At 70.8% G+C, this 21,963-nt stretch carries 21 protein-coding genes; 4 read left to right on the top strand and 17 right to left on the bottom strand.

Features of this window, described 5'->3' with window-relative positions; translation table 11 throughout:
* Positions 1-44: 44 nt before the first annotated feature.
* The 6 genes from H2Q94_RS16485 to H2Q94_RS16510 all read right to left on the bottom strand — a co-directional run bounded on the left by H2Q94_RS16485 (position 45) and on the right by H2Q94_RS16510 (position 6,184).
* Positions 45-1,367 (bottom strand): glycosyltransferase family 87 protein, encoded by a 1,323-nt coding sequence (locus tag H2Q94_RS16485; RefSeq protein ID WP_243788046.1) that lies wholly within the window; start codon positions 1,365-1,367, stop codon positions 45-47.
* A gap of 195 nt (positions 1,368-1,562) precedes the next feature.
* Positions 1,563-2,024, bottom strand: coding sequence for a cupin domain-containing protein (locus tag H2Q94_RS16490; RefSeq protein WP_243788047.1), 462 nt, complete (start codon positions 2,022-2,024; stop codon positions 1,563-1,565).
* 100 nt (positions 2,025-2,124) lie between these two features.
* Positions 2,125-3,198 (bottom strand): Rrf2 family transcriptional regulator, encoded by a 1,074-nt coding sequence (locus H2Q94_RS16495; protein ID WP_243788048.1) that lies wholly within the window; start codon positions 3,196-3,198, stop codon positions 2,125-2,127.
* A 28-nt stretch (positions 3,199-3,226) separates the two neighbouring features.
* Positions 3,227-4,198: an ABC transporter substrate-binding protein gene (locus tag H2Q94_RS16500; RefSeq protein WP_243788050.1), complete on the bottom strand. Its 972-nt coding sequence runs from the start codon at positions 4,196-4,198 to the stop codon at positions 3,227-3,229.
* Between the two features lie 28 nt (positions 4,199-4,226).
* Positions 4,227-5,045 (bottom strand): class II aldolase/adducin family protein, encoded by an 819-nt coding sequence (locus H2Q94_RS16505; RefSeq protein ID WP_243788052.1) that lies wholly within the window; start codon positions 5,043-5,045, stop codon positions 4,227-4,229.
* Entirely contained in the window at positions 5,042-6,184 is a 1,143-nt protein-coding gene (locus tag H2Q94_RS16510) for an LLM class flavin-dependent oxidoreductase (protein ID WP_243788054.1), read from the bottom strand. Before H2Q94_RS16510 ends, H2Q94_RS16505 begins: the two co-directional genes overlap by 4 nt.
* Before the next feature lie 174 nt (positions 6,185-6,358).
* On the opposite strand from H2Q94_RS16510, the gene H2Q94_RS16515 reads away from it, so the two are divergent.
* Positions 6,359-6,517 carry a hypothetical protein gene (locus H2Q94_RS16515; RefSeq protein WP_243788055.1) on the top strand — a complete coding sequence of 53 codons (159 nt, stop codon included), beginning with the start codon at positions 6,359-6,361 and terminating at the stop codon, positions 6,515-6,517.
* 12 nt (positions 6,518-6,529) lie between these two features.
* On the opposite strand, the gene H2Q94_RS16520 is transcribed toward H2Q94_RS16515, so the two are convergent.
* Both H2Q94_RS16520 and H2Q94_RS16525 read right to left on the bottom strand, forming a co-directional pair.
* The gene (locus tag H2Q94_RS16520) at positions 6,530-7,216 is read right to left on the bottom strand and encodes an ABC transporter ATP-binding protein (RefSeq protein WP_475274554.1); all 687 of its coding nucleotides are present in this window, start codon (positions 7,214-7,216) and stop codon (positions 6,530-6,532) included.
* 182 nt (positions 7,217-7,398) lie between these two features.
* Positions 7,399-8,253 carry an ABC transporter permease gene (locus tag H2Q94_RS16525; protein WP_243788056.1) on the bottom strand — a complete coding sequence of 285 codons (855 nt, stop codon included), beginning with the start codon at positions 8,251-8,253 and terminating at the stop codon, positions 7,399-7,401.
* 565 nt (positions 8,254-8,818) lie between these two features.
* Between H2Q94_RS16525 and H2Q94_RS16530 the strand changes: the two genes are divergently transcribed.
* The gene (locus tag H2Q94_RS16530; protein ID WP_243788057.1) at positions 8,819-9,664 is read left to right on the top strand and encodes a metallophosphoesterase family protein; all 846 of its coding nucleotides are present in this window, start codon (positions 8,819-8,821) and stop codon (positions 9,662-9,664) included.
* Positions 9,661-10,353, top strand: coding sequence for a 4'-phosphopantetheinyl transferase family protein (locus tag H2Q94_RS16535; RefSeq protein ID WP_243788058.1), 693 nt, complete (start codon positions 9,661-9,663; stop codon positions 10,351-10,353). Before H2Q94_RS16530 ends, H2Q94_RS16535 begins: the two co-directional genes overlap by 4 nt.
* Positions 10,354-10,551: 198 nt before the next feature.
* Here H2Q94_RS16535 and H2Q94_RS16540 read toward each other — a convergent pair whose 3' ends face one another.
* From H2Q94_RS16540 to H2Q94_RS16565, 6 genes are all read right to left on the bottom strand, one after another.
* A complete protein-coding gene (locus H2Q94_RS16540; RefSeq protein WP_243788059.1) occupies positions 10,552-11,721 on the bottom strand; it encodes a lipid-transfer protein in 1,170 nt (389 codons plus the stop codon).
* A complete protein-coding gene (locus H2Q94_RS16545) occupies positions 11,718-12,158 on the bottom strand; it encodes a MaoC family dehydratase (protein WP_243788060.1) in 441 nt (146 codons plus the stop codon). The genes H2Q94_RS16540 and H2Q94_RS16545 overlap by 4 nt, the downstream gene beginning before the upstream one ends.
* Positions 12,155-13,129 (bottom strand): bifunctional MaoC family dehydratase N-terminal/OB-fold nucleic acid binding domain-containing protein, encoded by a 975-nt coding sequence (locus tag H2Q94_RS16550; protein WP_243788062.1) that lies wholly within the window; start codon positions 13,127-13,129, stop codon positions 12,155-12,157. Before H2Q94_RS16550 ends, H2Q94_RS16545 begins: the two co-directional genes overlap by 4 nt.
* Before the next feature lie 22 nt (positions 13,130-13,151).
* Positions 13,152-14,321, bottom strand: coding sequence for an acyl-CoA dehydrogenase family protein (locus tag H2Q94_RS16555; RefSeq protein ID WP_243788064.1), 1,170 nt, complete (start codon positions 14,319-14,321; stop codon positions 13,152-13,154).
* 9 nt (positions 14,322-14,330) lie between these two features.
* Complete coding sequence (locus H2Q94_RS16560) at positions 14,331-15,443, bottom strand: acyl-CoA dehydrogenase family protein (protein WP_243788065.1); 1,113 nt, start codon at positions 15,441-15,443, stop codon at positions 14,331-14,333.
* A gap of 253 nt (positions 15,444-15,696) precedes the next feature.
* Positions 15,697-17,883 carry an acyl-CoA dehydrogenase family protein gene (locus H2Q94_RS16565; RefSeq protein ID WP_243788066.1) on the bottom strand — a complete coding sequence of 729 codons (2,187 nt, stop codon included), beginning with the start codon at positions 17,881-17,883 and terminating at the stop codon, positions 15,697-15,699.
* A 106-nt stretch (positions 17,884-17,989) separates the two neighbouring features.
* On the opposite strand from H2Q94_RS16565, the gene H2Q94_RS16570 reads away from it, so the two are divergent.
* Entirely contained in the window at positions 17,990-18,679 is a 690-nt protein-coding gene (locus H2Q94_RS16570; RefSeq protein ID WP_243788067.1) for a class I SAM-dependent methyltransferase, read from the top strand.
* Between the two features lie 204 nt (positions 18,680-18,883).
* On the opposite strand, the gene H2Q94_RS16575 is transcribed toward H2Q94_RS16570, so the two are convergent.
* Genes H2Q94_RS16575 through H2Q94_RS16585 form a run of 3 tightly spaced genes read right to left on the bottom strand, consistent with a single transcriptional unit; the run spans position 18,884 to position 21,919 of the window.
* Complete coding sequence (locus tag H2Q94_RS16575) at positions 18,884-19,966, bottom strand: prenyltransferase (RefSeq protein ID WP_243788068.1); 1,083 nt, start codon at positions 19,964-19,966, stop codon at positions 18,884-18,886.
* Positions 19,959-20,684: a class I SAM-dependent methyltransferase gene (locus tag H2Q94_RS16580; RefSeq protein WP_243788069.1), complete on the bottom strand. Its 726-nt coding sequence runs from the start codon at positions 20,682-20,684 to the stop codon at positions 19,959-19,961. Before H2Q94_RS16580 ends, H2Q94_RS16575 begins: the two co-directional genes overlap by 8 nt.
* Positions 20,678-21,919, bottom strand: coding sequence for a glycosyltransferase family 4 protein (locus H2Q94_RS16585; RefSeq protein WP_243788070.1), 1,242 nt, complete (start codon positions 21,917-21,919; stop codon positions 20,678-20,680). The genes H2Q94_RS16580 and H2Q94_RS16585 overlap by 7 nt, the downstream gene beginning before the upstream one ends.
* Positions 21,920-21,963 lie beyond the last annotated feature (44 nt).

The following is a 21,963-nucleotide window of genomic DNA, read 5'->3' on the forward strand; positions in this document are numbered from 1 at the left end:
TCGGACGATTCCATACCGTCACGCCCGATTCCCAGATCGATCGATCAATCCTGCGGGATCCGAGCGGAGAGCGCCCGCGGCGGTTCGGTCAGTCCGGTCGGTTCCGCCGCATAACGCGACAGCAGCAAAAGCATTGCGATACCGATCAGCAGATAGGAATCACCGACCACGTGCTGTATCGCATTCCAGTCTCCGCCCGCCGGCAGCATCCGGAATGTGGCGGCGAACGCGGCTACGGTGATGACCGCACCGGTGACCAGCCAGCCGGTGCTGCGCCTGCGCAGGGCGGTACCGGCCACGAGGAGCAAGCCCGGCGCCACCCACACCCAGTGGTCCGACCAGGACGTCGGCGAGATCAGCAGAGCCAGGATCGCGGTCCCCAGCAACGCGGGCGCCACCTCCGCCGAACGCAGCACTCGCACCGTCACCAACGTCAACACCAGCGCGAACAGCGCCCACAAGGCGTACTGGGTCAGCGTCGGCAGATCCAGCCGCGCAAGCCCGCCCATCACCGACTGGTTCGTGTGGAACGCGGAACCGCTCACCCCGGCGGCGGGGCCGCTGCCGAACCAGTAGTCCATCGAGGCCGAACGGTTCAGCACGAATCCGAAGCACGTTCCGGCGGCGGCGGTGACCGCGCCGACCGCGGCGGCCCGGTAGTCCTTGCGCACCAAGAAGAACAGCAGGAACGCGGCCGGTGTGAGCTTGATCGCGGCGGCGAGCCCGATCAGCAGTCCGCGCGGCCACCGGGGGCGCTCGGTGAGGCAGTCGACGGCCACCAGGGCCATCAGCAGAATGTTGATCTGCCCCAGTCCGAACGAGGCGTACACCGGTTCCAGCAGCAACGTTCCGGGAAGCGCGATCGCGGCCACCGCGAGGGCGCTCTCCCGACCGGCCAGCGGCCACATGCGCCGCGCCACCAGGTAGAGCACCAGTCCGATCGCGGCCAGATCGGTCAGGTAGATCAGCCATAACCCGGCGACGAAGGGCAGCACCGCCGGAACCGACAGCGGGAGCAGCGCGAAAGGCGGATACACCCACGGCAGGATGCGATCCGCACTGGTCATCGGGCCGCCGACCGTGATGTCGCCGCCGCTGAGCCAGGTGTGCACCGCCCACCGGTAGACCTGGTAGTCGATGCCCGCGCCGTGCCCGAGGCCCGCCCGGCGCATCAGGAACATCGCCACCGTCGAGATCACCAGCGCGATCGCGCCGACCGCGATGACCGCACGCGGCCGGTCGAGCACCCGAGCCCGCAGCAGCTCCAGCCACCGCTGCGCGGTGACGAGGGACGCGGTGAGGGCCGAGCGGAACCCGGTGTCCTCGGGCGGGCCGGATAAATCAGCAGGGCGTAGCGGGGTGACCAACGAGATCCTTCCGTCGCGCGGCCACCAACTCGACTACCCGATCCCCGACGAGGAGCATCCGGCCGCAGGGTGCCCGTGAATGCAGGCACGAAACTTTATCCACCCTGCCACAGCGATCTTGGGGCGGTCCGCGTTACAGGCCGGGCGGCAGCGCCTCGGGAGCTCACCGCCGGCCCGACGAAGATCACCGGGCGCTCAGAGCGCGTAGAGCTCGGGCAGGTTCACGACGATGGCCTCCTGGGTGCTGCGGGAGATCACCACGACGGCCTTGTTGTCCGGATCCGGGTTCTCCTCGCGGTGCGGGACGTACGGCGGGACGAAGATGTAGTCGCCCGGCTCCGTCTTGATCCGGACCTCCTCGGTGCCGTCGTGGAAGACGAACTCGGGATTGCCGCCGGCCACGTAGATCGCCGTCTCGGACTCGCCGTGGTGGTGGTTGTCCGAGGAGGTGGACGGGGCCACGTGCGTCTCACCGGTCCAGATCCGCTCGGAACCGACGGTGTCACCGCTGATCGCGGCGAGCCGCTGCATTCCCTCGGTCTGCGCGGTGTTGCGGTCCAGGGAATCACCGCGGATGTGGTGCAGCCGGGACCGCAGCGGGCGGTCGTCCTGCGGCGTGTCCTGCGAGCTGAAGTCGGGGTGGAAGGCGTCGGGCATGTCGGGCTCCGTTCTGCGCGTGGTTCGTGGCGAGGGTCTCCCCATCGCGGGCTGCTCGCGAGCCTGCCGGGGGCAGGCCACCGGGATCAGGCCATTGAGATCAGGCGACCGGGGTCCGGTCGGCGGCCAGGTCGGCGATGGTGATGTGGTCCAGGAACTCGGCCACGGTGCCGCCCAGCCGAGCCCACACGCCGTCCTGCTGCGCGTCGTCGTGCCGGGAGGTCACCGAGCCCTCCACGACGCGGACCACCTCCGCGAGCGTGATCTCCGCGGCCGCCTTGGCCGGCCAGTAGCCGCCCTCGCAGCCGCGCTGGCTGTTGACCAGGCCGCCACGGCGCAGCTCCACCATCAGGTTCACCAGCGAGTTCAGCGGGATGCCCTGAGTGCGCGCCATCGACTCGCAGGTCTGCTGCCTGCCGCTGCGGGCGAGTTCGGTGAGCGCCCGCACCGAGTAGTCCACCCGCGCCGAGATGTGCACGGGCGCGGCGCGGCGCACCCGGGAACTCTTCGGGGCCGTGATCTCGGGCAGCACCACCGCACCCTTGGCGATCTCCTCGCAGAACAGCACGATCCGGGCGGCGACGCTGCGGTGCACCTTGTCGTTGAGGATGTCGTGCACGCCGTCCTTGAACACCGCAGAGGTGGCCTGCGGGTGCGCGGCGCTGAGCCGGGTCACCGGGTCCACCGGCGCGATGGCGTCGCCCTCGCCGTGCAACAGCAGCGTCGGGATCTCCGGGAGACCTTGCGGCGGCGCCGAGGTGCCCGCGTCGAGCTCGCCCCATCTGAAGTCGGGATCGGTGTCGAGCCGTTCCCGGTGGATCGGGCAGGACGTGCGGGCGGAGATCTCGTCGTCGCGGTCCGCGGGCGCCTCGGTCGCCGCCGACAGCGGTGTGCCCGCCAGCACCAGGCCGTCGACCGGCGAGTGCAGCGATGTCTCCCATGCGCGCAACGCCCCGGTATCGGTGCCCACGAGGATGCGGGCCGTGTCGCCCGCGTCGGCGAACCACACCGCGGGCTCACCCGGATCCTCGGTCAGGTCCGGCACGACCACGGTGTAGCCGTCGACGGCGAGCCTGCGCCCGAACCGTTCGTACACACCGGGGTGTTCGCCCCTGCCGTGCAGCACTACGACGTGGCCCCGCGAAGCGCTGTCGGGCACCCACGTGCGCGTCATGTCGACTCCATTCGTTCCATCCCCGGCATCATGCCCCGCCGGAGTACAGGTCGGGCACGCTGGATGCCGCGACGTCGATCGGTTCCCGGATCACCCCGGCGGCGCGGAACCGGTCGGCGGTGCTCTGCAGTTCGGCGAGCACCGCAGGGCTCAGCGGTCGGATCTCCTGCCGGGTCCGGGTGAGGATGTTGCGAGCCACCTGCGGTTCCAGCGACGTCAGGTCCGAGTAGACCCGCTGGTATTCGGCCTGGTTCTCGTCGCTCCACTGCCAGGCGCGGGCGAACCGGCGCATGGCATCGGCCAGCGCCTCCCGCTTCAGCGGGTCCTGCACAGAGGATTCGGCGACGGAGATGAAACCGTTGTGGCCGTTGATGCCGGTGCCATCGCGGAGCACCCGGGCGCCCGCGTCCTGGGCGATCGCGAGGTACGGGTCGAACGTCGCCCACGCCTCGATGTGCCCGGCGCGGAAGCCCGCTTGGGCGTCGGTGGGCAGGCTGAAGGTGATCCGCACGTCCTGCGGTTTCAGGCCCGCCTCTTCCAGCGCTCCGAGCACGGTGAGTTGCGAGATGCTGCCCGCCGCCGAGGAGATCACGATGTGCTTGCCGCGCAGATCGGCCACGGTCCGGATCGGCGAGTCCGGTGGCACCACGATGGCGGTGGACGACTGCGCGGCGGCGGTGGCCACGGCCGGGCGGATCGGCACTCCCCCGGCCAGGGCTTGCAAGGTCGGGGTGTCTCCGGCGACGGCGGTGTCCACCTCGCCGGAGCGCACCGCCTCGAACAGTGCTGCGGCGCCTTGGAAGTTGGCCCACCGGACCCGGTACGGCGCGTCCTCGAACGCCTTCGCCGCCTCGGCCCGCGCCCGCGTGCCGCCCGCCTGGTCACCGAGCACCAGGGTCACGTCCGAGAGCCGTTCCGCCGGTCGCCCGCCGCCGCAGCCGGCGGCCACCATGAGCACCGCGAGCACCGCCGCGACCACCGTCCCGCGATGTCGAGCCACGATCACTCCTCCTGTCCAGTGTGGACGATCAGTCCAGCAGGTCGGGCTGTTCGTGCACGATCTCCTCGTACAGCGGCGCGAACGTGACCCAGCCCGGGTCCGCGTGCCTGCTGTACTGCTCGTGGGTGTGACGGGCGATGTCTTCGGGGATCAGCTGCGGCTCGCCCGCCGAGGACGCGAGGATCTGCGTCTTCGCGTTGCGCTCCGCGGCGACGTAGAGCGACACCGCCTCCTCCACCGACCGCCCGACCGTGAGCAGGCCGTGGTTGGCGAGGATCGCCACTCGCCGCTGCCCCAGGGTCTCGGCGATGCGACGGCCTTCTTCCAGGTCCAGCACCACTCCGGAGAAGTCCGGCACGATCACGTTGTCGCCGTAGAACTGGGCACCGTCCTGCGAGATCGGCAGCAGTTCGGTGTTCAGCGCCGCCAACGCCTTGCCCCAGATCGAGTGGCTGTGCGCGGCGGCGTCCACGTGCGGGTGGGCGCGGTGGATCTGCGAGTGGATCGCGAACGCGGCCTGGTTGACCGGGTGGTCGCCGTGCACGATCTCGCCGTCGTGGTTGACCAGCAGCAGATCGGAGGCCTTGATGCGGCTGAATGCGCGGCCCAGCGGGTTGACCCAGAAGTGGTCGGTCAGTTCCGGGTCGCGCACGGTGATGTGCCCGGCGGCGCCCTCGTTGTAGCCGAGCTTGCCGAAGATCCGGAATCCGGCGGCGAGGCGCTGCTTGCGGAAGCGACGTTCGTCCTCCACGGAGTCGAACTTCGGCCGCGGCGGGAAGGTGTTGGTGCGGGGCCGCAGGTTCCGGGCGAATTCCGAGAGTTGCGAGGAAGGTGCGGTGGCGGTCATGCCGGGGTCCTTTCGCTCTGGTCCTGCTCGGTGGACACGCCCGCGCGGGCACGGCGGGCGACTTCTTCGCGGACGGCCGGGATGAGTTCGCGGCCGTAGTCGATGGCGTCGTCGAGCGGGTCGTAACCGCGGATGAGCAGCGTGGTCACGCCGATGTCGACGTAGTCGGCCAGCGCCTTCGCCACGGTCTCGGCGGTGCCGACGAGCGCGGTGGAGTTGCCCGCCGCGTTGGTGGCCTGCGAGGTCGGGGTCCACAGCGCGCGGTCGTGCAGCTCGCCCTTGGCGGCGGCGGCGAGCAGGCGCTGCGATCCGACGTTGGCGACTTCGGTGCCTTTGCCGAGCGTCTTCGGCCCGGTGAACGATCCGAACCCGCCGCGCGCGGCGTGGATCCGGTCCAGCACGGAGTGCGCGCGCTCCCAGGCGAGTTCCTCGGTGGCACCGAGGATCGGCCGGAACGACACGCTGATGCCGGGGTTGTCGGTGCGCCCGGCCGCGCGGGCGGCGGCGCGCACCGAGTCGATCTGCTCGGCCGTCTCGGCCAGCGGTTCGCCCCACAGCGCGAACACGTCGGCGTGCTTGCCGCCCACCCGGTACGCCGCCTCCGAGGAACCGCCGAAGTACAGCGGAATCCGGGGCTGCTGCAGGGGTTTCACCGCGGTCTGGAAGTCCTCGAACCGGTAGTTCGGGCCGTCGTGGCTGATCGGGCCGTCCTCGGTCCACGCCCGCTTGAGGACGTCGAGGTATTCGTCGGTGCGGGCGTAGCGCTGCTCCTTGTTGAGGTAGTCGCCGTCGCGGCGCTGCTCGGAGTCGCTGCCACCGGTGATGATGTGCACCGCGATCCGGCCGCCCGCGAGGGTGTCCAGCGTTGAGAAGGTGCGCGCCGCCAGCGTCGGGGATGCGAAGCCCGGGCGGTGCGCCACCAGGAATCCGAGCCGGTCGGTGTGCGCGGCGACGTGCGCGGCGATCTGGGTGCCGTCCGGGGAGCCGGAACCGTGACCGATGAGCACGCGGTCGAAGCCCCCGTCCTCGTGGGCGCGGGCGAAGCGGCGCAGGAACTGCGGGTCGATCGCGGGTCCCTGCGCCCGGTGGATCTCCGAGACGTGCTGCGGGCCGATCATGCCGACGATTTCCACACTCATGACAACACTTCCTGTTCGGTCTTGATCCGCGAGCGGACGCGACGCCCCGCCCCGGCTCCGGTGGAGCCGCGGTCGCCATCGCACGTCCGAGCGGCGAATGTCGTTGGGCGCTGAGAGGCCTTGCGGCCTGATCTGTGAGCTGTGCCTTGTCAGCGGCTGAGCTTCTGAGCAGTGATGGTCGAGCGGGTCGGCGACCGGCGGGTTCTCAGCGGCTTCCTCGCGTGGACGCCGATTTCACCGTGCGGGGACATGAACGATCAGTCCCGCAACGAGGAAGCCGATGAGGTTCCGCCGAATGACCCGCTGCGCACAGCACTGCGCGAAGCCTCCTGAGGAAAGTCGTGCTCAGTGCACTCCGAGCCAGGAGAGGAGTTCGGCGCGCTGGGCGACGAACGACGGCGCGGACACGTCACGCGGACGGGGGTGTTCGACGAGCTGGTCGTGCACGATGCCGCCGTCGTCCATCACCAGCACCCGGTCGGCCAGCAGCAGCGCCTCTTCGACGTCGTGGGTGACCAGCAGGATCGCGCAACCGTGGCGTTCCCACAGCTCCCCCACCAGCGCCTGCACCTTCAGGCGGGTGAGCGCGTCCAACGCGGAGAACGGTTCGTCCAGCAGCAGCAGGTCCGGTTCGCGCACCAGCGCGCGGGCCAGCGACGCGCGCTGCGCCTCACCACCGGAGAGCACCTTCGGCCACACGTCCACCCGGTGTCCGAGGCCGACCTCTTCCAAGGCGGCGACGGCTCGGGCACGGCTCGGCTTGCCCCGCAGGCCGAGGATCACGTTGCGCCACACCCGTTTCCAGGGCAGCAGTCGTGGTGCCTGGAAGGCCACCGCGCGCCGCTGCGCCACCTGGACCTCGCCGGTGATCTCGCGGTCGAGGTCGGCGAGGATGCGCAGCAGGGTGCTCTTGCCGCAGCCGCTGGGGCCGAGCAGCGCCACGAACTGGCCCGGCTCGAGGTCCAGGTCGAGGCCGTTGATGACGGTGTGGTCGCCGAAGCTCTTCGTCAGTCCGCGCACCTTCGCGGGCAGCGAGCCCTTCGACGACTCCGCCGCGCCGGAGTCCGGTGCGCCAGTGGTCGTGATCCCCGCGTCGGCGGTCGCGGATTCGTCGGTTGCCGCGCCGGTGGTCGCTCCGTCGGTGGTCGCCGCGCCGGTGGTCGCCGCGCCGGTGGTCGCTTCGTCGGGGGTCGCGGTGTCGGGGGCGGAGTCCGTCACGCTCCGCGGAAAGCCGGTCGCCATGCCAGCACGGTCCTTTCGAGAAGTCGAACGATGAAGTCGGCCACCAGGCCGAGCAGGGCGTAGAGCACCAGGCAGACCACGATGACGTCGGTCTGGAAGAACTCGCGGGCCATGTTCATCTCGTAGCCGATGCCCGCGTTCGCGTTGATCGTCTCGCCGAACACCAGCGCCAGCCACGCCGATCCCAGTGAGAACCGCAGCCCCACCAGCGCATTCGGCATCGCGGCGGGCAGGATCACGTGCCGCACTTGGGCGAACCAGCCGAGCCCGAGCGTTTTCGCGGCTTCCACCAGGCCCTCGTCCACGTTGCGGATGCCGCCGAAGATGTTCATGTACAGCGGGAACGTCACGGCGAGCGCGATGAGCACGATCTTCGGCGTCTCCCCGATGCCGAACCAGATGATCAGCAGCGGGATCAGGCCGATCACGGGAACCGTGCGCAGCATCTGCATCGGCGCGTCGGCGATGTCCTCACCGCGCCGGAACAATCCCGAGAGGGTGGCGAGCACGACCGCCGCGATCAGGCCGAAGACCAGCCCGATCGCCACGCGCTGCACCGACGCCAGCACCGCGTCCTGCAGCCGGCCTTCCTGCCACATCTCCCAAGCGGTGGCCACGACCGTCGCCGGGGAGGCGAGCGTGTCGTCGTCGAGCACGCCGGTCGAGCTGAGCAGCTGCCACAGCGCGATCAACGCGATCGGGCTGAAGGTCTTGACCAGCCAGCGGGGAATCCGCTGTTGTCCTTTGGCTCGGCTGGTCCGCACCGTGATGACGGGGATTCCGCCGGTGTCGGATCGGGCGCTCTCGGGCGCCGTGGGCACAGTCATCGTCACGCTCCACTGGCGTCATGGATCTGAGGGCGACGGCACGGGTCGCGACCGGCGGAAGATCGAGCGGGGCCACCGCACGTCAGGTCGGACGTGCGGTGTCACCTGGGAAGATCAACGGCGCGGAACCGGCGGTGCCGTCTCGGGCGAGCGGGCGGGCTCGGCCGCGGCAGTGCGGAGGCAGGGCTCAGGCGCTACAGAGCGCGGAGGACACTCGTGCGTTGTCCACGTATTCACGCGTGGTGAGCGTCGCCGTCCGGGCCATGCGATCACGCTAACGGGACGCCCTCCCGGTGTAAACCCAACTCGACAGACCAGGATTGACCTCCCAAACTGTGGGACTCCTGATTCCGCCGCGCACCGCCCGGACCCGGTGGAGCCGCTCACCGAACGCATCCTGCTGCCTGATCCGGTCACCGACCGGATTCCGGCACGGCCGAAACCCGCCAGGGCCTGCGCGCAGGCCACCAGTCCGCTGAGTCCGCCTCCGCGCGGCACGTGGAATCCCTAGATCCGGCCGGAAGTCGCCGAACGGCGTGTGCTGTTCGGATACGATCGCGACATCATGAGCTCCACTTCCGGCGAACTGCTGGCCGTCAGCGACCTGCACGTCGCGATGGCCGAGAACAAGGACATCGCGCGGAACCTGCGTCCGCGCACCGACCACGACTGGCTGATCGTCGCCGGTGACGTCGGCGAGCTCTCCGAGGAGATCTCCTGGGCGCTGGGCATGCTCGCCGAGCGGTTCGCGAAGGTCATCTGGGTGCCCGGCAACCACGAGCTGTGGACGCCGAAGCAGGATCCGCTGCAACTGCGCGGCGAGGCCCGCTACCTGGAACTGGTGCGCCGCTGCCGCGAACTCGGCGTGGTGACGCCGGAAGACGAGTTCCCGGTGTGGACCGGGCGCGGCGGGCCGGTCACCATCGCGCCGCTGTTCGTGCTCTACGACTACACGTTCCGCCCGGCCGGTACCTCCACGAAGGAGGAGGCCTTGGCGGTGGCCCACGAGTCGGGCGTGGTGTGCAGCGACGAGTTCCTGCTGCATCCGGACCCGTACGCCACCCGCGACGACTGGTGCCGGGCGCGGCTCGCCCACAGCCGGCAGCGGCTAGCCGAATGTGATCCCGAGCTGCCGACGGTGCTGGTCAACCACTACCCGCTGGTGCGCGAACCCACCGACGTGCTCTGGTACCCGCAGTTCGCGCAGTGGTGCGGCACCGTGCACACCGCCGACTGGCACCTGCGCCACCGCGCCGCGGCCGTGATCTACGGGCACCTGCACATTCCTCGCACCACCTGGCACGACGGAGTGCGGTTCCAGGAGGTGTCGGTCGGCTACCCGCGCGAGTGGAAGCGCCACGGCCTGCCCGACGATCCACTGCGCCTGGTGTTCCCCGAGGAGAAGCCGTGATCGAACGCCTGCTGCCCGGCGAGCTCGCTTGGGAGGAGACCCGCACCGACCCGCCGGAGGCGTGGCTGTTCGACGAGGAGGCCGTGGTGATCGCGCGCGCGGTGGACAAGCGACGCCGCGAGTTCACCACGGTCCGGCACTGCGCTCGGGCGGCGCTGGCGAAGATCGGCGTACCCGCCGCCGCGCTGCTGCCCGGCGAGCGGGGCGCACCGGGGTGGCCCGCCGGGGTCGTGGGAAGCATGACGCACTGCGCCGGTTACCGGGCCGCCGTCGTCGGCCTGGAGAAGTCGGTGATCACCGTGGGCATCGACGCGGAACCGCACGACGTGCTGCCGGACGGCGTGCTCAACGCCGTGACGATCCCCGCCGAACGCCCCCGCATCGAGGCACTGTCCACAGCGGACCCTTCAGTGCACTGGGACCGGATCCTGTTCAGCGCCAAGGAGTCCGTGTACAAGGCGTGGTTCCCGATCACCGGCGAGTGGCTCGGTTTCGAGGACGCCGACCTCACCATCGACCCTGCGGGCACCTTCACGGCCCGGCTGCTCAAAACCGGCCCCGACGTGGAGGGCGAGCCCCTCACCTCCTTCACCGGCCGCTGGCTCGCCGACGACGGCCTCATCATCACCGCCATCACCCGCCTCCCCGGGCGTGAAAGCGTGCAGGGGCGACCGGCGGCGAGCCCCTAGATCCGCCTTCGCCGACCTGACTCGCACAAGGGGAACGTGCAGAAACGGCCTTGCGGGCGCAGGAGGCTCCCATGAGCGAGGAGGACGAAGCGCTACAACCCGGAGAACCAGATCGACCTGTACCGCGTCGCCGAACGATTCCTGGCCCGCCACCTCGGCGGCCGCTCACTCGACAACGCGAGCTAGGCGGCGGCAGGCTCACTCCGCCGCCAGGACGAGCCCGCTCGTCGGTACCCCGGTTCCGGCGGTGACCAGCACGTTGTGCACGTCGTTGAGCTGGTTCACCGCCGTGCCGCGGAGTTGGCGCACGGCTTCGGCGATGCCGTTCATGCCGTGGATGTAGGCCTCGCCGAGCTGGCCGCCGTGGGTGTTGATCGGCAGCGCGCCGTCCAGGCCGATACCGGCGTCGGTGATGAAGTTCCGCGCCTGGCCGCGTTCGCAGAAGCCGAGCTCTTCCAACTGCACCAGCACGAACGGCGTGAAGTGGTCGTAGAGCACGGCCATCCGCATGTCCTGCGGCCCGGCGCCTGCCTGCCGCCAGAGCTGCCGGGCGACCAGTCCCATCTCGGGCAGCGCGCCGAGCTCGTCGCGGTAGTAGCTGGTCATGGTGAACTGGTCCGGTCCGCTGCCCTGCGCGGCGGCCCGGACCACCGCGGGCGGGTTCGGCAGGTCCTTCGCCCGCTCGGCACTGACGACCACGATGGCCACCGCGCCGTCGCTCTCCTGGCAGCAGTCCAGCAGGTGCAGCGGCTCGGTGATCCACCGGGAGGACTGGTGATCGTCCAGGGTGATCGGGCGCTGGTAGAACCAGGCATTCGGGTTGGTGGCGGCGTGCTGCCGGTCCACGACCGCGACTCGGCCGAAATCCTCGCTGGTGGCACCGTATTCGTGCATGTAGCGCCGAGCGAACATGGCCACCTGCGCGCCGGGAGTGCCCAGCCCCACCGGGTAGCTCCAGCTGTTGTCCACTCCGGACGAGGTCGGCGCGGCGGCCGCGGCGGCCTGCACCTGACCGAACCGGTGCCCGGAGCGCTCGTTGAACGCCCGGTAGCAGACCACGACGTCCGCGATCCCGGCGGAGACGGCGAGCGCGGCCTGCTGCACCGTCGCGCACGCCGCGCCGCCGCCGTAGTGCACGCGGCTGAAGAAGCTCAGCTCCGGCACGCCGAGTTCGCGCGCGAGGGCGATCTCGGTGTTCTCGTCCATGGTGAACGTCACCAGACCGTCCACATCGGACGGTTGCAGTCCGGCGTCGGTGAGCGCGGCACGGGTGGCCTCGGCGGCGAGCTGGAGTTCGCTGCGACCCGAATTCTTGGAGAACTCCGTCGCCCCGATGCCCGCGATGGCGGTCTTACCGGCGAAGCTCATGCCACCACCTCCGGTAAAGCAACCGTGACGGTGCCGCGCATGTGCTCGCCGAGTCCGTTGCGGCCCAGCACCTCCACCTCGAAGCGGGTCTCGCCGTCCACGGTGGAGCTGTCGAGGACCTGCCCGAACAACGTCAGCGTGTCGTAGGCGTAGCACGGCACGCCGAGCTTCACCGCCACCGCACGCACCAGCGCTTCGGGTCCCGCCCAGTCCGTGACGTAGCGCTGCGCGATCCCGGTGCTGGTGAGGATGTTGACGAAGATGTCCTTCGATCCCTTGGCCTGCGCCAGATCGCGGTCGTGGTGCACGTCCTGGAAGTCCCTCGTGGCGAGCGCGGTGCTCACGATGAACGTGGGGGTCATCTCGACGCGTTCCTCCGGCAGGGACGTGCCGACCCGCACTTCGGCGGCCGTCCTAGTCCGTGGCAGCACGCTCATGCCGCGCTCCTTCGCTGTTGTGGCCGCCAGAACGGCATGGTGACCTGCTCACCGCGGTGGAAGTCCGCCTCCACGCGCATCCCCACCGACACCTCGGCGGGATCGACGTCGTGGAGTTCGCCCAGCATCCGCACGCCCTCGTCCAGCTCCACCAGGGCGATCACCAGCGGCAGCTGCTTGCCGGGCAGCGGCGGGTGGTGGTGCACGACGTAGCTGTAGACCTCGCCGTGCCCGGCCGCGACCAGGTACGTCGGCGAGGTGGCGCCGCACTCCGGGCACATCGGCCCCGGCGGGTGCCGCAGCAGCCCGCACCGCCCGCAACGCTGGATGCGGAGCTCACCGGCGGCGGTGCCCTCCCAGAAGTACGCGGTGTCCCGGTTGATCGCGGGCAGGATCGCCGCGCCCGCCGCCGGTTCCGGCTCGGGCTTCGGGGCCTCCTGCTCCGGCGGGCGGAACTTGAGCACCCGGAACATCATTTCGGCGACCGGCTCCGAGCCGACGTACCAGGTGTTGCGGGTGGTCACGAACCAGCCTTCGCCCAGGCCCGTGCGCTTCGGGCCGACCACGGATTCGAGCCTGGTGGTCACCGCGACCCGTTCACCGTGCCGCAGGTACCGGTGGTACTTCTGCTCGCAGTTGGTCGCCACCACGGAGATGAAGCCGAACTCGTCGAGCGCGGACATCATCGAGTAGAGCGGATCGTCGGTCTCGAAATCGGGGTGCAGGCCGGGCATCGTCCACACCTGGGCCATCGCAGGTGGCGCGACGAGCCCCCCGTGCACGGATTCGGCGGCCGCCTCCGGCGAGGTGTAGACGGGGTTTCCGTCGCGCATCGCCTCGACCCAGTTGTTGATCAGCGGCTGGTTCACCGGGTCCCGCGCGAGGCGCGGACTCGACTCCCCCGCCGCACTGATCCGCTCCGCGATCGCCGGGATCGCCTGCTCGGTGTCCTGGTCGGTCTCAACGGTCATGGCTCGTGGTGCTCCCCTCCGGTCAACGGGGCACTCGGGGCAGCCCGAGCCCGGCCGTGGCGATCAGTTCTCGCTGGATTTCGTTGACACCGCCGCCGAAAGTGAGCACCAGGTTGCGCTTGGCCAGCACGTCCAGCCAGCGCAGCAGCTCGGCGGTCGCGGCCTCGGCGGGGTCGCCGTGGCGGGCCACGACCTCTTCGAGCAGGCGGCCCAGCGACTGGGTGCGCTCGGAGGTGAACACCTTCGTCGCCGAGGCGTCGGCGACTTCCACCGGGCCGTCCGCCGCCGCGGCGACCTGCCAGTTCAACAGCTCGTTCACCCGCGTGCACGCGTGCACGCGCGCCAGCGCTCGCCGGACGTCGGGCAGGTCGAGCAACGGCGTCCCGTCCGGGTCGGTGCGCCGCGCCGCCCACTCGCGGACGCGCGCGAGCATCCCGTCGATCCGCCCGGACGGGCCGAGCATGACCCGCTCGTGGTTGAGCTGCGTGGTGATCAGTTTCCAGCCCCGGTCCTGCTCTCCGACCCGCAGCCACTCCGGCACCCGGACGTCGCTGAAGTACGTGGCGTTCACGTGGTGCGCGCCGTCGCAGGTGATGATCGGCGTCCAGGAGAAGCCGGGATCCGAGGTGTCCACGATGAGGATGGAGATCCCCTTGTGCCTGGGCGCGTCCGGGTTCGTGCGGCAGGCCAGCCAGATGTAGTCGGCGTCGTGCGCTCCGGTGGTGAACACCTTCTGCCCGTTCACGACGTACGTGTCGCCGTCGCGCACGGCGGAGGTGCGCAGCGACGCCAGGTCGGTGCCCGCTTCCGGCTCGGTGTAGCCGATCGCGAAGTGCACCTCACCGGCGAGGATCTTGGGCAGGAAGAAGTCCCGCTGCTCCGGCGTGCCGTAGGCCAGCAGCGTCGGGCCGACCGTTTGCAAAGTGACCGACGGCAGCTGGACGTCGGCTCGCGCCGCCTCACTGGCGAAGATGTGCTGCTCCAGCGGCCCGAACCCGCGGCCGCCGTATTCGACGGGCCAGCCCACGCCGAGCCACCCGTCGCGGCCCATCCGGCGCACGACCTCGCGGAACGCGGCGTTGTGCCGGTCGGTGGCCATCGCCGCTCGCTCCGCCGGGGAGATCAAGCCGCTGAAGTACTCGCGGAGCTCGGCCCGCAGCGCCCGCTGTTGTTCGGTGCAGTCGATGAACATCCGCGCTCCTCACCGGTCCGCGAGCCGGTCGGCGAGCGCGTCCAGCACGTGCCCGGAACCGCCCAGCGCCCGCGCCAGGTCTTTGACCAGCGAATAGTGCCGGTGCATCGGGTAGGTCACGTCCAGGCCGACGCCGCCGTGCAGGTGCTGGCACACGTGCATCGCCGCCGGCGCCTCCTCGGCCAGCCACAGCGCCGCGACCGCCAGGTCGTCGTCCGGATCGCGGTCTTCGGCGAGTCGCCAGCACGCCGACAACGCCGCCAGGTGCAGGGTGCGGGAGGTGATGTAGACGTCGGCGATCTGGCCCGCGACGGATTGGAACGCCGCCAGCGGCCGGCCGAACTGGGTGCGGGTTCCCACGTGCTCGGTGGTGAGCGCGAGCGCGCCCGCCACCGCACCGTCGCCGAGCGCGCACAGTCCCGCTTTCGCGCAGCGCAGCAGGTCGGGCAGCGCGTCGGCGCCCCCGAGCCGTTCCCCTCGCACCTGGTCGAAGCGCAGCGTCCACGCCGGGCCACCGGACAGCGGCGCGGCCTCCGCCACGAGCCCCGCCGCGTCAGGTCGCACGAGGGCGATCGCGGTAGTGCCGTCGTCCAGCGCGACCGGGACGAGGATCTCCCGCGCCGCATCGGCGTTGAGCACGTCGGTCTTCGTCCCGGACACCACGAGCTCGTCGCCGTCCCGCCGCGCCGACGTTCGCGGCGCCTCGGTCAGGGGCGAAGACGGCTCGTTGAGCGCCGCGGTGAGCACTTGCCCGGAGTCCACTTCGCGCAGCAGCCGTTCCTGCTGCGCGGCCGTGCCGTGGCGCACCACCGGCAGCACGCCGAACGCCAAGGTCGCCAGCGCGGGCACGGCCGCGGCGTGCCGACCGACCTCGGTCAGCACGACGGCTGTCTCCAGCGGGCCGAGACCGGCGCCGCCGAGCCGTTCCGGGACGGCGATCGACAGCAGTCCCGCCGCCGCCAGCGCCTTCCACGACGACTCCTGCGAACCGGTTTCACCTGCTGACTCGACACCGGGACTCCGTGCGCGCCCGCGTTCCCGGGTCAGCACCTCCGATGCCAGTTCCCGCAAGGGTTGCTGCGTGTCATCGAGCGCGAACTCCACACCGGCTCCCCACGTCATCCCGACACGAACGCAATGAAACTTGTTCTAGTTTTAGCCGCGATCGCCATCATCCGCAAGACCACCCGCCGAGCAGGCCCACGCGCCCGCCTCACCAGGTGAACGGCCCCTTCGCCCAATCCCCTTGGTCAAAGGAGACGTTCACTCGACACCACCAGTGAGGTGAACGCCTCCTTTGACCAGCAGGACCGGTCAAAGGAGGCGTTCACTCGGGGACATCCACCGGACAACCGCGCGCGTCGTCCGGGAGGCCTCAGCCTCTGGGCAGGCCGAGGATTCGTTCCGCGGCGACCGTGCGGAGGATCTGGGTCGTGCCGCCCGCGATGCTCAGGCAGCGGGTGAGCAGGAACTCGCGCGCCGGATCGGCGGCCGTGCCGTCGGCGGCGGCACCCTCCGGGCCGAGGAGGTCGAGGGCGGTCTCGGCCACGTCCTGGCGATGCCGCACTCCCACCAGCTTCTCCACGCTGGACTGCGCGCCCGGATCACGGCCGTTGAGGCTCAGCAGCGTCGCCCGCAATCGCAGCAGCGACACCGAAAGCCCTTCGGCCACTCGCGCCCCGATCCGCTCGTGCTCCGCGCGTCCGGATCGGACGCCGCGATCACGGGCCACCGCCAGCAGCGACTCCACGTCCTCACCGAGCGCCGAACCACCGCTCATCGCGACCCGCTCGTTGGACAACGTCGTGCGCGCCAACCGCCAGCCGCGCCCCGGCTCGCCGACCACCTGCTCGTCTGGGACGAACACGCCGTCGAGGAAGACCTCGTTGAACACGGCCTCACCGGTGATCTCCCGCAACGGCCGGATTTCGATGCCGTGGGCGGCCATGTCGACCAGAAAGTAGGTGATCCCCCGGTGCTTCGGCGCCTCGGGATCGGTGCGGGCCAGGCAGATCGCCCAGTGCGCCTCCCGCGCCATCGAGGTCCACACCTTCTGCCCGTGCAGCCGCCAGCCGCCGTCCGCGCGTTCCGCTCGGGTGCGCAGGCCCGCGAGATCGGAGCCCGCGCCGGGCTCGCTGAACAACTGGCACCAGGTGATCTCACCGAGCGCCGTGGGCCGCACGAAGCGCTCCTGCTGCTCGGCCGTGCCGTGTTCGAGCAGCGTCGGCACCGCCCAGCCGCCGATGATCAGGTCGGGCCGGGTTACTCCGGCCGCGCGCAGCTCCTCGTCGATGAGCAGTTGCAGGCCCGGACTCGCCGCGAGCCCGTACGGCTCCGGCCAGTGCGGCGCCAGGTAGCCGGACACGTAGAGCCGTTCCCGTCTCCGATCGGCCGGCGAGGCGGCCAGTTCCGCGGCGAAAGCACGCACTTCCGGGCGCCGGTCCGCCACCTCCGCGGGAAGTTCACCACTGACGCCGAGCCGCCGCCGGGCACCGTCCAACGCCAGGTCGGCGGCGCGAGCACGCCAGGTGGAACCACCCCCGAGCCATTGCCGCAGTGCCAGCGCCCGCCGCAGGTAGCGGTGCGCGTCGTGCTCCCAGGTGAACCCGATGCCACCGAGCACCTGCACGCAGTCCTTCGCGGTGTCCACCGCCGCGTCCAGCGCCACCGCACCGGCCGCGGCCGCGGCCAGCGGATGCTGACCGGGATCCTCGTCGAGGGTGCGCGCGGCGTCCCAGGCGAGCGCCGCGACCTGCTCCGCCCGGCACAGCATCTCCGCGCACAGGTGCTGGACCGCTTGGAAACTCCCGATGGGCCTGCCGAACTGCTCGCGAGCGCCCGCGTGCTCCACAGCGGTGCGCAGGCACCAGCCCGCCACTCCCGAAGCCTCTGCCGCTGCGATGGTGACCAGCACGTCGCGGACCTCCGCCGTGGTCAGATCCGGCAGCAGCGAGCCCGCCGGGATCACGACGTCCGCGAGCTCGACGCGGCCGAGCGAACGGGAGAAGTCGAGTGCGCGACGGGCCTCGACGCGCAAGCCGGGGCTCGCGGCGTCGACCAGGAACCACACCTCCCGGCCGTCCGTTCGACGTGCCGCGAGCAGCAGGTGCGACGCGTCCGGAGCGGAGGGCACCGGGTCGATCGCTCCGGAGACGACGAGGCCGCCGCCGGGCGCCGGATCCGCCGTGAGCCCGCCGGCGTCGCTCGCGACCGCGACGGGAACCTCGCCCGCCGCCAACGCCTGCGACATCTCGACGTCACCACCGGCCCTGCCGAGCAGGACACCCGCGGCGCAGGTGGGCAGGACCGGCCCTGTGACCAACGACTCGGCAACCGGTTCCAGCGCGGCCGCGAGCTCCACGACTCCACCACCGGCACCACCTGATCGCTCCGGCACCGCGATGGAGAACACGCCCAGCTCGGCGAGCTCTTTCCAGCGACGGTCCGGTTTCCAGCGCTCACCGGGCTCCTCGCCAGCTCGCACATCGGAGCCGGCACGCTCGGCCCAGGCTCGGATCGACTCCCGCAGGTCCCGCTGCACTTCGGTGATCGCGATCGGCATGGCGCCTCCCCTGTCCGCGGAACCGCAGAATAATAGAACACGTTCTACCTTAGCCAGGGGAATTCTGCGTAGGCTCGGGCCGACATCCGGAGTTGAGAGGAACCCAGTGACACCGACCGCACCGACGCCCGCCGACCTGCCGAGCGCGGAGCCCGAGATCCCGCCGGAGCTCGCGGCCAAGGCCGAGCAGGCGATCGGCTTCATGCCCGCCGACGAAGGACTCGCCCTGCACCGCGCGGCCATCGAGTTCCTGGGCACCGGTGTGGCGCTGGAAGTCGGCTCCTACTGCGGGAAATCGACGATCTACCTCGGTGCCGCCGCCCGCGCCACCGGCGGCCGCGTCGTCACGGTGGACCACCACCGGGGCTCCGAGGAGCACCAGCCCGGCTGGGAGTACCACGACCCGGACCTGGTGGACCCGCAGGTCGGCAAGCTCGACACCCTCGGCGAGTTCCGCCGGACCATCGCCGGCGCCGGGCTGGAGGACGAAGTGGTCGCCATCGTCGGGAGCTCCCGCACGACGGCCGCGATCTGGCGCAGCCCGCTGAACCTGGTGTTCATCGACGGCGGTCACACCGACGCCGCCGCGAACACCGACTACGAGGGCTGGGCACCGTGGATCGCGCGGGGCGGGGCGCTGGTCATCCACGACGTGTTCCCCGACCCCGCCGACGGCGGGCAGGCCCCGTACCGCATCTACCGTCGAGCCCTCGACGGCGGGAACTACGAAGAGGTCCGCGCCGTCGGCTCCCTCCGAGTCCTCCGCCGCACCGCAGGCGACCCCGGCACCCTCTGACCACACCACCCGCGCACGACCAGGGGTGAATGCCTCCTTCGACCGATCCGACCGGTCAAAGGAGGCGGACACCGCACCGCGCCCATCAGGTGAACGGCCCCTTCGACCGACCCGCCGACGGGGCCGTTCACCTCGCCCCGTACACCGGGTGAGCGGCTCCTCGCGCGGACTTCCCGGACGAAGGCGTTCGGTCGGGGCGGGTGGTCACTCGTGGACGAGTTCGGGGAGTGGGGAGCGGCAGCCGCAGGCGCCGTCGGCCGGGAGCGCGACTCGCGGGCCTGCGACGCGGAAGATGCCGCTTCCCGGCGTGGCTCCGGACAAGGCGTCCGCGGCGAGGATCACCGCCGCGCCGGTCCACGTGGTGTGCTCCACCGGCCAGTGCTTGCCGTCGGTGTACACCAGCCCTGTCCAGTACGAACCGTCCTGCTCCCGCAAGTGCTGCATCGAGGCGAACACCTCCAGGGCACGGGTGCGCCACCCCAGCAGATCCAAGCTCAGCACCAGTTCGCAGGTCTCGGCGCCGGTGACCCACGGGTTGTCGTCCACGCAGCGCACCCCGAGCCCGTCCACGAAGAAGTCCCGCCAGCGCCGCATGATCCGGTCCCGGCCGGTGTCATCGCGCAGCGGACCGCCCAGGATCGGGTAGTACCAGTCCATCGCGTACCGGTCCTTCTCGGCGAAGGCCTCCGGGTGGTGGCGCAAAGCGTGCCCGAGCCCGCCCAGCGACACCTCCCAGTCCGGCTGCGGGCATCCGAGGTGATCGGCCAGCGCCAGCGCGCACACGAGGCTGTGATGAATGCTCGAGCTGCCCGCCAGCAGCGCCTCACCGCCCACTTCACCACCGGTGCCCAGCGCCCAGTCGATCTCGCCCCGATCCCGCTGCAGGCCCAGCACGAAGTCGATCGCCCGGCGCACCACCGGCCACATCCGCTCGGCGAAACCCGCATCGCCGGTGACCATCACGTGGTGCCAGACGCCGACCGCCGGGTACGCGCAGAAGTTCGTGTCCGCCGCGGCGTCCTCCACCACTCCGGCCCGCACCTGCAGCGGCCAGGATCCGTCCGCGCGCTGGGTTTCGCGCAGCCAGTCGTAGGCGCGTTCCGCCTCGACCAGCAGACCGGCCGCCGACAGGGCCATCGCCGACTCCACGTGGTCCCACGGATCGACGTGACCGCCGGGGAACCACGGGATCGCGCCGGAGCGTTCCTGCACCCCGGCGATCGACCTGGCGGTTTCCAGCACATCGGCCGACGAGAGCACCCCGTCGACGGCCGGCAGTTCAGGCACCAACGACCTCCGGCTTGTACAGGTACACCGCCAGGCTCTTGCCCAGCACCGGGTTGAGCGCGGCCTCCGCCGTGCGGGTCAGCCACGGCTTGCTCATCAAGTCCCACACCAGCAGCTTGTGGTACAGCTTCGGCAGCGGATGCTCGCTGTTGTCCACGCCGACGGCGCACTTGAGCCACCAGTACGGCGCGTGCAGCGCATGCGCGTGATGGTGGTGCACTTCGCGCAGACCCGCCTCCCGCAGTCGGCCGATCAGCTGCTCACGGCGGTAGATGCGCACGTGGCCGCCCTCGACCTGGTGGTACTCGTCCGACAGCGCCCAGCAGATCCGCTCCGGCCACTGCCTCGGCACGGTCACCACGACCCGGCCGCCCGGCTTGACCACGCGCACCAGCTCGCGCATGGCCTTCTCGTCCTCCGGGATGTGCTCCATGATCTCGGAGGCGATCACTTGGTCGAAGTGGTCGTCCGGGAACGGCAGGCCGAGCGCGTCACCGCTGACCGTCGTCGCCGATGCGCCTTCGGGGACCTCCCCGGCGGCGGCCATCGCCCCGAACATCGTCTCGACCTCGGCCAGCGCCTCGGTGTCCTGGTCGAAGGCGATCACGTTCGCACCGCGCCGGAGGTACTCGAAGGAGTGCCGCCCGGCACCGGCTCCGAGGTCCAGAACCCGCTGTCCCGCTCGCACCCCGAGCAGGTCGAAATCAACTGTCAGCACTTCTTGCCCGCCATTTCCGCCTCCGCTTCGGCATAACACTCGGCGGTGGCCGCGGCCACCGACGCCCAGCTGTACTTCGTCAACACTCGTTGCCGTCCGTTGTCGCCCATCCGCCGCCTGCGTTCCGGGTCGTCGAACAGCGCACCCAGCGCGCCGGCCAGCGCTTCAGCGTCGCCCGGCGGGACCAGGTCGGCGCACTGGCCGTCCGGCCCGGCGACCTCCGGGATCGCGCCCGCCCGGCTGGCGACCAGCGGTGTCGCGCAGGACATCGCTTCGACCGTGGGCAGCGAGAAACCCTCGTAGAGCGACGGCACGCAGGCGATCTCCGCGGACCCCACCAGCGCCGCCAGCTCCTCATCGCTGATCCCGCTGACGGTGCGCACCGCGCCGGAGATGCCCAGCTCGTCGATGAGCCGATCGGTCGGCCCGCCCGGCGTCGGCGAGGCGACGAGCACGAGCTCGACCTCCCGTTCGGTGCGCAGCTTCGCCACCGCCTCCAGCAGCGTGCCGACCCCCTTCAGCGGGGTGTCCGCGCTGGCCATGGCCACGATCCGACCCGGGACCCGGGGCTGCTCCGGCGGGCGGAACACCTCGTGATCCACGCCGAGCGGCACCACCCGGAGCCGTTCGGAAGCGACGTCGAAGTCGTCGACGATGTCGCGGGCCGAGGACTCCGAGACCGTCAACAGTTCCGGGATCCGCCGCGCGACCCGCCCCTGCATCCGCAAGAACCCGTACCAGCGGCGGACGCCGAGCTTGCGCCAGCCCTGCACCGCGGCCAGCTCCAGCCGCCGGTCGTGGGTGATCGGGTGGTGCACGGTCGCCACCAGCGGCAGTCCCGCGCGGCGCAGGCCGAGCAGCCCGTAGCCGAGGCACTGGTTGTCGTGCACCACGTCGAACTCCGCGGCCCGCGCGCGCAGCAGCTTGGCCGCGCGGAGGCTGAAGGTCAGCGGCTCGGGGAAGCCCGCCGACCACATGGTCGCGACTTCCAGCACATCGGTGAGGTCCCGGATTTCCCGCCAGTGCGGCGTTCGGAACGGGTCCTCGTCCCGGTACAGGTCCAGGCTGGGCACCTCGGTCAGCTCGACGCCCGGATCAAGATCCGGGTACGGCGGCCCGGAGAAGACCTCGACGCGGTGGCCGAGTTCGACCAGCTCGCGGCTCAGGTTCCGGACGTAGACACCTTGCCCGCCGCAGTGCGGCTTGCTCCGGTACGACAGCAGCGCTATTCGCACGTATTCACCTCGCGGGGCCGCCGCGGCTCGCAACGGGTAGACTG

The organism is Saccharopolyspora gloriosae (genome assembly GCF_022828475.1).
GTDB classification, from domain to species: Bacteria; Actinomycetota; Actinomycetes; order Mycobacteriales; family Pseudonocardiaceae; genus Saccharopolyspora_C; species Saccharopolyspora_C gloriosae_A.

Bases quoted from the DNA above. Each gene is read 5' to 3' on its own strand.
- H2Q94_RS16545 (WP_243788060.1), bottom strand. From the start codon at position 12,158: ATGAGCGTGCTGCCACGGACTAGGACGGCCGCCGAAGTGCGGGTCGGC.
- H2Q94_RS16555 (WP_243788064.1), bottom strand. From the start codon at position 14,321: ATGTTCATCGACTGCACCGAACAACAGCGGGCGCTGCGGGCCGAGCTC.
- H2Q94_RS16530 (WP_243788057.1), top strand. From the start codon at position 8,819: ATGAGCTCCACTTCCGGCGAACTGCTGGCCGTCAGCGACCTGCACGTC.
- H2Q94_RS16565 (WP_243788066.1), bottom strand. From the start codon at position 17,883: ATGCCGATCGCGATCACCGAAGTGCAGCGGGACCTGCGGGAGTCGATC.
- H2Q94_RS16490 (WP_243788047.1), bottom strand. From the start codon at position 2,024: ATGCCCGACGCCTTCCACCCCGACTTCAGCTCGCAGGACACGCCGCAG.
- H2Q94_RS16495 (WP_243788048.1), bottom strand. From the start codon at position 3,198: ATGACGCGCACGTGGGTGCCCGACAGCGCTTCGCGGGGCCACGTCGTA.
- H2Q94_RS16525 (WP_243788056.1), bottom strand. From the start codon at position 8,253: ATGACTGTGCCCACGGCGCCCGAGAGCGCCCGATCCGACACCGGCGGA.
- H2Q94_RS16515 (WP_243788055.1), top strand. From the start codon at position 6,359: ATGGTCGAGCGGGTCGGCGACCGGCGGGTTCTCAGCGGCTTCCTCGCG.
- H2Q94_RS16505 (WP_243788052.1), bottom strand. From the start codon at position 5,045: ATGACCGCCACCGCACCTTCCTCGCAACTCTCGGAATTCGCCCGGAAC.
- H2Q94_RS16560 (WP_243788065.1), bottom strand. From the start codon at position 15,443: ATGACGTGGGGAGCCGGTGTGGAGTTCGCGCTCGATGACACGCAGCAA.
- H2Q94_RS16510 (WP_243788054.1), bottom strand. From the start codon at position 6,184: ATGAGTGTGGAAATCGTCGGCATGATCGGCCCGCAGCACGTCTCGGAG.
- H2Q94_RS16540 (WP_243788059.1), bottom strand. From the start codon at position 11,721: ATGAGCTTCGCCGGTAAGACCGCCATCGCGGGCATCGGGGCGACGGAG.
- H2Q94_RS16550 (WP_243788062.1), bottom strand. From the start codon at position 13,129: ATGACCGTTGAGACCGACCAGGACACCGAGCAGGCGATCCCGGCGATC.